The organism is Roseateles sp., assembly GCF_044373315.1.
Classification (GTDB): Bacteria; Pseudomonadota; Gammaproteobacteria; order Burkholderiales; family Burkholderiaceae_C; genus JACDQM01.
Window position 1 is genome coordinate 1 of the sequence record NZ_JBILQK010000119.1, and the last position, 9,009, is coordinate 9,009.

Consider the following 9,009-nt stretch of genomic DNA (forward strand, 5'->3'; position numbering starts at 1 on the left):
TGGCGCCCGAATTGCAGTTGCGGCCGTTGATCGAGTCGGGAGAGTTGCTGTGCATTCGCCCGGACATCAGCGTCGACGTGAGCCTCTATTGGCATCAATGGAAGCTGCAGTCCGAGCACGCGCCAGCCCCAGGCCGGGTCGCTTTGCTGGACCGCATCGGCCAGGCGTTGGCGCAAGGAGCCCGGCACGCGCTGGCGGCCCCGGTCTGAACAAGCCGCGCGTTTCACTCATGCAGCGAGTTGCCTGAGGCTGGCGTGGCGGCAGCCTGGAGCGCGTGCCCTGCGTGCAGCGCTGGTGGGCGCTGCTCCTGTCTGTTCGATGTGGCCTGGGCGAGCCAGAGTGCCGCCAACACCAGCGCGACGATGATGCCGCGTGCAAGCCAGGTCAGATGGTTGCAGTTCATGCTGGGATCGAGGAAGCGATGCCTTTCGGCATGGTGTGACTGCTCAAGTAAGCACCAAGCCTTGCGCTCATGCTGTGAGCAAGTGTGTCAACGGCTGCAGCGTGAGATTTTTCCAACTATGGGGGCATTCACACCCACTTTGGGGATTCAACTTGCACGCTCGAAGCGCACACTTGAACGCAACCATCAGTCGCGTCAAATCTTCTTCAAGAGACGAGGTCCGCCATGCGATTCGCTCCAGCCCTGCGCTTCTTCCGCAAGAGTCCGGCAGCCGTGGTCGAGCCGGATCCGGCCGACCTGGGAACGGCTTTCGGCATGGAGGCCTGTCTGCAAGAGGGCGGCGAATTCCGACCTAGCCAGGCGGACTCCTATGTGCTTGAATCGACTCAGCTTGCGGCACGTGAATCGCTGGAGTCACCGCTTGCGTGGCTGAGCCGCCGCAGCAGCTGAGTTCATTGCAGGCCACAACGCAAAAAGGGCGCCTAGGCGCCCTTTTTTTTTGCTGGAGATTGCCGGCTTCAGCGCACCAGCAGCACTGGCGTATTGCTCTGGGCCATAAGCTTGGTCGCCACCGAGCCCAAGACCAAATTGCCCAGTGAGCTGTGGCCGTGCGAGCCCATGATGACCAGGTCGTACTTGCCCTTCTTCAGCACGCCGGCAATGGTGTCGGCAGCAGGCCCGACCTTGGCGACGAACTCGGCGGCGATCTTCTGCTTGCCGAAGAAGGTGCGCAAGGTCTTCAGCACCTTTTCGGCCTCGTCGTCGTAGTAGCCCTTCAGCACATCCTTGTCGAGCACGGCGGCGGCGCGTGGCGGCACGGCGGGCACTGCGTGCAACACGGTGTACTCGTGCAGGCCACCCAGCCATTCATCGTGGGCTGCCAAGTAAGCCAGCATGCGCTTGGTGTAGGGGCTGCCGTCAACAGGCACAAGAATCTTCATGGTCTCGCTCCTTCGCGTGGTTTGTTGTCTTGCGCGAGTGTCACACAGCGGCAAACGCAGCTCTTGACGGGTGTCAAAGTGCGGCGTCGAAGACCTCGATCACTCGCAGACCATCATGCGCATCGGCCTCGCCCTTTCGGGCATGCCCGCGCGCATTGCAGAGCACACGGCAGCCCTGCAGCTGATACTCGTGGCGGCAATGCAGATGCCCATGCAGCCACAGCCGGGCGCCCGGCATCAGGGCCTCGTCGTTGTTGCAGAAACTGGCCGTGCCCGGCTGGCCGCCGTAGCGAGGGTCGGCGCTGCGGATGCTCGGCCCGAAATGCGTCACCACGACGGTGGCATCCCACGCCGGCCCCTGCTCGCCCTTGGCCAGCGCATGTTCAAGCCAATCGCGGCACTGCAGCCCCAGTTCTCGCACGGCCGCCGCGTCAAAGGGCTGGCCATGACGGCTGGCGCCCATCACCCGTTGAAAGTAGCCGGCGGCACGCATGGCGCGCTCGCGTTGACTCGCACCGAAGAGATCGAAGTCGCTCCAGCGCGTGCTGCCGACGAAGCGCACGCGGCGTCCTTGGGCATCGCTGAGGATGTGCTCGGCATCGTCGAGCATGATGAAGCCCAGATCTCGGGCGTACTGATGCAACTCGCCGCGCGCCTGGTCGATGTCGCGGCCATCGAACTCGTGATTGCCAGGCACGAAGAGCACGGGCACCGGCCAGTCGCGGAACTGCTCCAGGCCCCGCCAGTGGCTGTCCACATCGCCGGCCAGCACCAGCGCCTCGGCCAGCGGCGCCGGTCGCGCCTCGTAGACTTCGGTCTCGAGGTGGAGATCCGACAGCAGTTGCAGCCGCATCAGCGCGCGCTCAAGCGTCGTTCAGCTGAGCGCTCAATTCGCGCCATGGCACTGCTTGTACTTGCGCCCCGAGCCGCAGGGGCAGGGGTCGTTGCGGCCAACCTTGGGGCCTTCGCGGCGCAGCGTGTCGACCTTGTAGCGATGCGCCTCGGTCAGGTCGCAGAGATCGGCCACCGTGACGACCATTTCCTCGATCGCATCGTCCAGCTCTTTGAGCGGATGCTCGCGGTCCAGTGTGCTGACGATCTCGATTTCCTCCGGCGTCTCGGCCGGCAGGTGGCGATACAGACGCGCCAGTGCTGCCATCACGGCATCGTCCGGCATCTCGCTGAGCTCGGGGAAGCACAGGCAGGCATGCTGGAAGCCCGCCACCCAGGGCATCAGGCTGCGCGAGATCGGGTTCAGCGCGGCGTAGCCTGCATCTTCAGCGGGCTCGGCATCGCTTGCAACGCCTTCTTCTGCTTCCGCAGGCTCGGCGTCCAGATCCAGCACGACCGGGTCGAACCAGCCATCCTCGACCAGCGCGCGATTCAGTGCGGCATGGCGGCGTTCCACCAGTTCACGGATGCGCTCCAGCCACTTCGGGTCGGTGCTCTCGGGCAGCACGCCGCCGTCGTAGTCGAAGATGTTCGGCAGCCATTCCTCGATGTCGATCAGCCGGGGCTGCACGATCACGCCGCACAGATAGCCGTCCAGCATCGACGCGTCCAGCGCCTCCAGCGGCTCGGGCGTGGTGGCAAGCAATTCGTCGAGTTCAGCGAACTCGGCGTCGGTCAGGTCGGCAGCGGTAGTCATGCCGCGATTGTCGCCTCGTTCGCGCCCAGATTGGCCTGCCTGGCCGCGTCGACCAAGCGGGCGCGCAGCCAGCGCTGGGCACTGCGGTCGTCGTTGCGCAGGTGCCAGAGCATGTCCACATGCACGCGGCCCAGGGGCATGGGCAGTGGTCTCTGCGCCAACTGCGGCTCGTAGCCGGTGGCCTCGATGAACGAAACCGGCAAGACCGTCAGCAAGTCCGACTGCGCCACGATGCGGCCGGCGGTGAAGAACTGATTGACGGTCAGCACGATGCGCCGACTGCGCCCCATCGAGGCCAGCGCCTCGTCGACGAAGCCATGCGGGCGCCCTGAAAAACTGACCAGCAGGTGGCGCGCGGCACAGTAGGTGTCCAGATCAAATGTGCTGCTCGCCAGCGGGTGGCCGCGCCGCATGATGCAGACGTAGTCGCTCTCATACAGCCGGTGCTGGCGCATCAGCGCCATATCGCCTTGCGACTTCAGCGCGGCCACCGCGCCCGGAAAATAGCCCAGCGCCAGATCGGCTTCGCCTTGCTCCAGCATGGCGCGCGGGTCGCGGGTGGTCAGCGGCAGCACATGGATATTGGCCAGCGCGCCTTCGCTTTCGAGACGGGCGACCAGCGGCGGCAGGATCAGAGCGGCCGTAGCGTCGGCCATCGCGATCCGGAAAGTGAACTCCTCGCGCGTAGGTTCATAGACACCGGGGTCGAGCGCAGCGCGCAGCCGGTCCAGCGCGTTGCGCACCTCGGGCCACAGGCTCTCGGCGCGCAGCGTCGGCTTCATGCCGAAGGCTTGGCGCACGAACAGTTCCTCGCCGGTGGCCTCGCGCAGGCGCTTCAGTGCATGGCTGACCGCAGGCTGCGTCATGGCAAGCCGGCTGGCCGCACGCGTGAGGCTGCGCTCGGCCATCACGGCGTCGAACACTTTCAAGAGATTCAGGTCCAGGTTGCGGAAGTTCATCGCGATGTCCGAGGCTGATTCATGCGATCTGTTTATATCTCTGATTCAAAGATTTCATTTGCGGCAACACTGGGGTTTACCCCATACTTCGCCCCATCGACTCCAAAAGAGTTCAAACACAGGATTTCACCCGCCATGAGCATCGCTTCCCACACCTTCGGTCTGCCCCTGCAGCGTCGCATCCGCCACGGCGGTTCCTTCACCTCGATCGGCGCCCGCATCTGGCTGCACCTGATCGCTCGCGTCAAGGCCAATCTGGCTGCCGCCAGCGAGCGTCGTGCCGAGCGCGAACTGCTGGCACTGGCTGAGACCTATGAGCAAAGCATGCCCTCGTTTGCTGCCGAACTGCGCGCCGCCAACGCGCGCCGCGACTGAACGCTGCGCACGGCGCCGGCCGCTTAAAGCGCCGGCCGCAACAAAAAAAGAAGCCCGCTCGAAAGCGGGCTTTTTAATTCGCGAAGTGTGGAGTTGTTAGTGCTTACTCGGCAGCCAGACGCTGCTCAATCTTGCTCATGGTTGCCGGCAGATCGGCCGGCAGGTGGTAGGCCAGTTGCTGGAACAGCTCCTTGTGCAGGCCCAGTTCGGTAGCCCAGGCGGCCTTGTCGATCGCGGTGGCGGTATTGAACTGCTCCTGCGAGAAGTCCAGGCCGCTCCAGTTGATGTCCGCATAGGTCGGCGTGACGCCGAACGCATGCTCTTCGCCGTGGCCCTTGTTCTCGATGCGGTCCAGCATCCACTTCAGCACGCGCATGTTCTCGCCGTAGCCGGGCCAGACGAACTTGCCATCGGCGCCCTTGCGGAACCAGTTGACGCAATAAATCTTGGGCAACGTGGCGCCGGAATCGGCCAGCTTCTTGCCTAGGTCCAGCCAGTGCTGGAAGTAGTCGGCCATGTTGTAGCCCATGAAGGGCAGCATGGCGAAGGGGTCGCGGCGCACCACGCCCTGCTGGCCGGCGGCCGCAGCGGTGGTCTCGGAGCCCATGGTGGCAGCCATGTAGACGCCTTCCACCCAATCGCGCGCCTCGGTCACCAGCGGCACGGTCGTCGAGCGACGGCCGCCGAAGATGAAGGCGTCGATCGGCACGCCGGCCGGGTTGTCCCAGTCAGCATCCAGGGCGGGGTTGTTCACCGCCGAGACAGTGAAGCGGGCATTCGGGTGGGCGGCCTTGGCGCCGGTCTGCTTGGCGATCTCGGGCGTCCAGTCATTGCCCTGCCAGTCGATCAGGTGAGCCGGCGGGGTGTCGGACATCGACTCCCACCACACATCGCCGTCATCGGTCAGCGCAACGTTGGTGAAGATCACATTGCTGTGCAGGCTGGCCATGCAGTTGTAGTTGGTCAGCGTGTTGGTGCCCGGGGCGACGCCGAAATAGCCGGCTTCCGGGTTGATCGCATAGAGGCGGCCGTCGGCATGCGGCTTGATCCAGGCGATGTCGTCGCCAATGGTGGTCACCTTCCAGCCGTCGAAAGCCTTGGGCGGGATCAGCATAGAGAAGTTGGTCTTGCCGCAGGCGCTGGGGAAGGCTGCGGCGAAGTGGTACTTCTTGCCCTCGGGCGAGGTCAGGCCCAGGATCAGCATGTGCTCGGCCAGCCAGCCCTGGTCGCGGCCCATGGTGGAGGCGATGCGCAGCGCGAAGCACTTCTTGCCCAGCAGCGCGTTGCCGCCGTAGCCCGAACCGTAGGACCAGATCTCGCGGGTCTCGGGGTAGTGGACGATGTACTTGGTCTTGTTGCAGGGCCACTTGACGTCGGCCTGGCCGGCTTCCAGCGGTGCGCCCACGGTGTGCACGCAGGGCACGAAGGTGCCATCGGCGCCCAGCACGTCGAGCACGGCGCGGCCCATGCGGGTCATGATGCGCATGTTGACGGCCACATAGGGGCTGTCGGACAGCTCGACGCCGATGTGGGCGATCGGCGAGCCGATCGGGCCCATGCTGAAGGGCACCACATACAGCGTGCGGCCCTTCATGCTGCCCTTGAACAGGGGCGGCGTTCCGTCCTTCTGACCGGTCTGCAGCAGCGCGCGCATCTCGGCCGGGGCCATCCAGTTGTTGGTCGGGCCGGCATCTTCCTTCTTGGCCGAGCAGATGTAGGTGCGGTCTTCCACGCGCGCCACATCGCTGGGGTCGGAGCAGGCCAGGAAGCTGTTGGGGCGCTTGACGGGGTTTAGGCGCTTGAAGGTGCCGGCGGCGACGAGCTGTTCGCACAGGCGGTCGTACTCGGCCTGGCTGCCGTCGCACCAGTAGACATCGCGCGCTTCGGTCAGCGCGGCGATCTCGGCCACCCAGGCGATCAGACGCTGGTGCTTCACATAGGCCGGCACGTTCAAGCGCAGGCCTTCCATCACAGGTTGGTTCATGGCGTTCCCAATCAATTTACAAAAGCGGAATTGGGTCAGGCTCGGAGCGGGTTCCGGGCCTGACCCAATACCGTTTGTCGCGGTGAGATGCCTCTGAAGGCAGTTCCGGCCGATGGATGGGGCGCGGTCTGGGCCACCTGCTCGATGGAGCGGGACTGGCATTGTCACGCCAATGTAATCGCGCTGTAACTGCCTCAGGCCAGGGGGGTATGCAAAACACTCATGAACTTATGCACAGGGATCGGCTTTCTGTGGGGGGCGACAATGTCGGCCCAGGCTGCCAGATGCACCGTCCATGAAAGTGCTCCATATCAACACCGCCCAGCTCAACGAACTGCTGGTCGATGAAGGCCGCTCCGTCCGCAGCGGCATCCGCAAGCAGCCCCGTGAGAACGCGGTTGCGGTGCAGGCGCTCGGTCTTGAGGGCGACGAGCAGGCCGATCTCACCGTGCACGGCGGCCTGAGCAAGGCGGTGTACGCCTACCCGAGCGAGCATTACCCCTTCTGGCAGACCGTGCGGGCGCAGGCCAAGGCGGCGGACTGGGGCGCTGCCTTACCACCCGGCAGTCTGGGCGAAAACCTGACACTGGCCGGCCTGCTGGAGAGCCAGGTCTGGGTGGGCGACATCTTGCGCTTTGCCGATTGCGAGCTGGTGGTCAGCGAGCCGCGCTTTCCCTGCTTCAAGTTCAATGCGGTGATGGGCTTCAACCAGGCCGCCAAGCTGATGATGCAAAACGGCTGGTGCGGTTTCTACCTGGCGGTGCGCCAGCCCGGCAGCCTGCGGCCCGGCGAAGCCTTCGAGCTGCTGCCGGGGCCGCGTGAGGTGGGCATCACCGAGCTGTTCCGCGCCAAGGCGCGGCGTGCCTGAGCCGACCGTGCCTCAGGCCAGTGCCGGGTAATCGATGTAGCCCTTGGCCTCGCCGCCGTAGAGCGTGGCGCGGTCGATGGGCTGCAGCGCGGCGTTCAGGCGCAGGCGGCGCACCAAGTCCGGGTTGGCGATGAAGTCGCGCCCGAAGGAGACCAGGTCGGAGCGACCCTCGGCCACGGCGGCCAGCGCTGTTTCTCGCGTGTAACCGTTGTTGGCCAGGTAGGCGCTGTTCAGCCGGCTGCGCAGTGCGGCGTAGTCAAAGGGCGCGATATCGCGCGGCCCGCCGGTCTGGCCCTCGATCACATGCACAAAGGCCAGCTTCAGCGGTGCCAGCTGCTCGGCCAGGTGGTTGAACAGGGCCTGCGCATCGCTGTCTTGCCCAGCGTCATTGACCGGCGTGACCGGGCTGATGCGGATGCCGCTGCGGCCCGCGCCGATGGCCTGCACGATGGCCGTCATCAACTCCACCGTGAAGCGGCAGCGGTTGGCGATGGGGCCACCGTAGGCATCGGTCCGGTCATTGATGCTGTCGCGGTGGAACTGGTCCAGCAGATAGCCGTTGGCACCGTGCACCTCGACGGCGTCGAAGCCGGCTTCCATCGCGCAGCGCGAGGCATGGGCGAAGGCGCCCACCACGGCGGGGATCTCGGCCGTCTGCAGCGCGCGCGGCGCCGACACCGGCACGAAGCCCTCCTGCGTGAAGGTCTTGCCTCGCGCGCTGCGGGCGGTGGCAGAGACCGGCGCGCGGCCCTCGGGCTGGAACACCGTGTGCGAGATGCGGCCCACATGCCAGAGCTGCACGGCGATCTTGCCTCCCTCGGCATGCACCGCGTCGGTCACGCGCTTCCAGGCGCGCACCTGCTCGGGCGTGTGAATGCCCGGCGTGTCCAGATAGCCCTGGCCCTCGGCGCAGACCTGGGCACCTTCGCTGATGATCAGGCCGGCGCTGGCGCGCTGGCGGTAGTACTCCACCGCCATGTCGCCGGGAAGCAGGCCCTTGGAGCGGCTGCGCGTCAGCGGCGCCATGACGATGCGGTTGGCGAGCGAGAGCTCACCGAGCTGGATGGGATCGAAGAGCGAGGGCATGGCGGAGCGGAAGGCTTGCTGGCAGGGATGCAGGTGCCAGCATACAAAGAGACAGGCGGTCGGCGCTGTCACCTTGGCTTCGTTCGATAGACTGCGCCGACACTTCAAGCGGACCTGCCATGCCGGACGATGCGCCAATCTTGACCACGAAGCCCCAGCTTGCACGTCGCCAGCTGATGCTGGGCATGGCCGGCGCCGCTGCACTGGGTGGTGTGGCGGGGGCGGCGCAGGCCCAAGCCCAGGCCCAGGCCCAGGCTGCAGTGATGCGCGTCGGTCCGTCGGAAGCGGTGCGCAGCCTGGCCAGCGCGGCGGCCCAGGCACGCCCGGGCATGGTGATCGAGGTGATGGCGGGCGACTATGTCGGCGATGTGGCGGTGTGGCGCCAGGATGGACTCAGCCTCAAGGCCGTCGGCGGCCGGGTCCGGCTGATTGCCAACGGCGCGCATGCCCAGGGCAAGGGCATCTTCGTGACTGCCGGCCGCGGCATCAGCATCGAAGGGTTTGACTTCATCGGGGCCCAGGTGCCTGACACGAACGGTGCCGGCATTCGGCTGGAGACCGGCACGCTGAAGGTGAGGGACTGCAGCTTCAGCCGCTGCGAGATCGGCTTGCTGACCAGCAACTTCGCCGACGTCGAGCTGGAAGTTGAGAGCTGCGAGTTCTTCGATGGCCAGCGCCCGCCAGGCAAACCGGCGCACCTGCTGTATGCAGGCACCATCGGCAAGCTGGTGGTGCAGGGCAGCTA

At 65.6% G+C, this 9,009-nt stretch carries 10 protein-coding genes and 2 pseudogenes; 5 read left to right on the top strand and 7 right to left on the bottom strand.

The window, feature by feature from the left end; genetic code table 11:
• Positions 1–209, top strand: a pseudogene (locus tag ACIQ67_RS17940) (ArgP/LysG family DNA-binding transcriptional regulator); the annotation flags it as partial.
• Positions 210–223: 14 nt separating this feature from the next.
• Here the strand turns inward: ACIQ67_RS17940 and ACIQ67_RS17945 are convergent.
• Positions 224–403 (bottom strand): hypothetical protein, encoded by a 180-nt coding sequence (locus ACIQ67_RS17945; protein WP_397535743.1) that lies wholly within the window; start codon positions 401–403, stop codon positions 224–226.
• Positions 404–628: 225 nt separating this feature from the next.
• Here ACIQ67_RS17945 and ACIQ67_RS17950 point away from each other — a divergent pair, with 225 nt between their 5' ends.
• Positions 629–853: a hypothetical protein gene (locus tag ACIQ67_RS17950; RefSeq protein WP_397535744.1), complete on the top strand. Its 225-nt coding sequence runs from the start codon at positions 629–631 to the stop codon at positions 851–853.
• A 68-nt stretch (positions 854–921) separates the two neighbouring features.
• Here ACIQ67_RS17950 and ACIQ67_RS17955 read toward each other — a convergent pair whose 3' ends face one another.
• The 4 genes from ACIQ67_RS17955 to ACIQ67_RS17970 all read right to left on the bottom strand — a co-directional run bounded on the left by ACIQ67_RS17955 (position 922) and on the right by ACIQ67_RS17970 (position 3,951).
• Positions 922–1,344 carry a universal stress protein gene (locus ACIQ67_RS17955; RefSeq protein WP_397535745.1) on the bottom strand — a complete coding sequence of 141 codons (423 nt, stop codon included), beginning with the start codon at positions 1,342–1,344 and terminating at the stop codon, positions 922–924.
• A 73-nt stretch (positions 1,345–1,417) separates the two neighbouring features.
• Positions 1,418–2,197 (bottom strand): metallophosphoesterase, encoded by a 780-nt coding sequence (locus ACIQ67_RS17960; protein ID WP_397535746.1) that lies wholly within the window; start codon positions 2,195–2,197, stop codon positions 1,418–1,420.
• Between the two features lie 33 nt (positions 2,198–2,230).
• Positions 2,231–2,992: a UPF0149 family protein gene (locus tag ACIQ67_RS17965; protein WP_397535747.1), complete on the bottom strand. Its 762-nt coding sequence runs from the start codon at positions 2,990–2,992 to the stop codon at positions 2,231–2,233.
• Positions 2,989–3,951 (bottom strand): LysR family transcriptional regulator, encoded by a 963-nt coding sequence (locus tag ACIQ67_RS17970; RefSeq protein ID WP_397535748.1) that lies wholly within the window; start codon positions 3,949–3,951, stop codon positions 2,989–2,991. Before ACIQ67_RS17970 ends, ACIQ67_RS17965 begins: the two co-directional genes overlap by 4 nt.
• Positions 3,952–4,086: 135 nt before the next feature.
• Here ACIQ67_RS17970 and ACIQ67_RS17975 point away from each other — a divergent pair, with 135 nt between their 5' ends.
• Entirely contained in the window at positions 4,087–4,326 is a 240-nt protein-coding gene (locus ACIQ67_RS17975) for a hypothetical protein (protein ID WP_397535749.1), read from the top strand.
• Between the two features lie 103 nt (positions 4,327–4,429).
• Here the strand turns inward: ACIQ67_RS17975 and ACIQ67_RS17980 are convergent, their stop codons facing one another.
• Positions 4,430–6,310: a phosphoenolpyruvate carboxykinase (GTP) gene (locus tag ACIQ67_RS17980; protein WP_397535750.1), complete on the bottom strand. Its 1,881-nt coding sequence runs from the start codon at positions 6,308–6,310 to the stop codon at positions 4,430–4,432.
• Positions 6,311–6,605: 295 nt separating this feature from the next.
• Here ACIQ67_RS17980 and ACIQ67_RS17985 point away from each other — a divergent pair, with 295 nt between their 5' ends.
• Positions 6,606–7,178, top strand: coding sequence for an MOSC domain-containing protein (locus ACIQ67_RS17985; protein ID WP_397535751.1), 573 nt, complete (start codon positions 6,606–6,608; stop codon positions 7,176–7,178).
• 12 nt (positions 7,179–7,190) lie between these two features.
• Here the strand turns inward: ACIQ67_RS17985 and ACIQ67_RS17990 are convergent, their stop codons facing one another.
• A complete protein-coding gene (locus tag ACIQ67_RS17990) occupies positions 7,191–8,264 on the bottom strand; it encodes an alkene reductase (protein WP_397535752.1) in 1,074 nt (357 codons plus the stop codon).
• A gap of 140 nt (positions 8,265–8,404) precedes the next feature.
• Here ACIQ67_RS17990 and ACIQ67_RS17995 point away from each other — a divergent pair.
• A pseudogene (locus ACIQ67_RS17995) lies at positions 8,405–9,009 on the top strand (hypothetical protein); the annotation flags it as partial.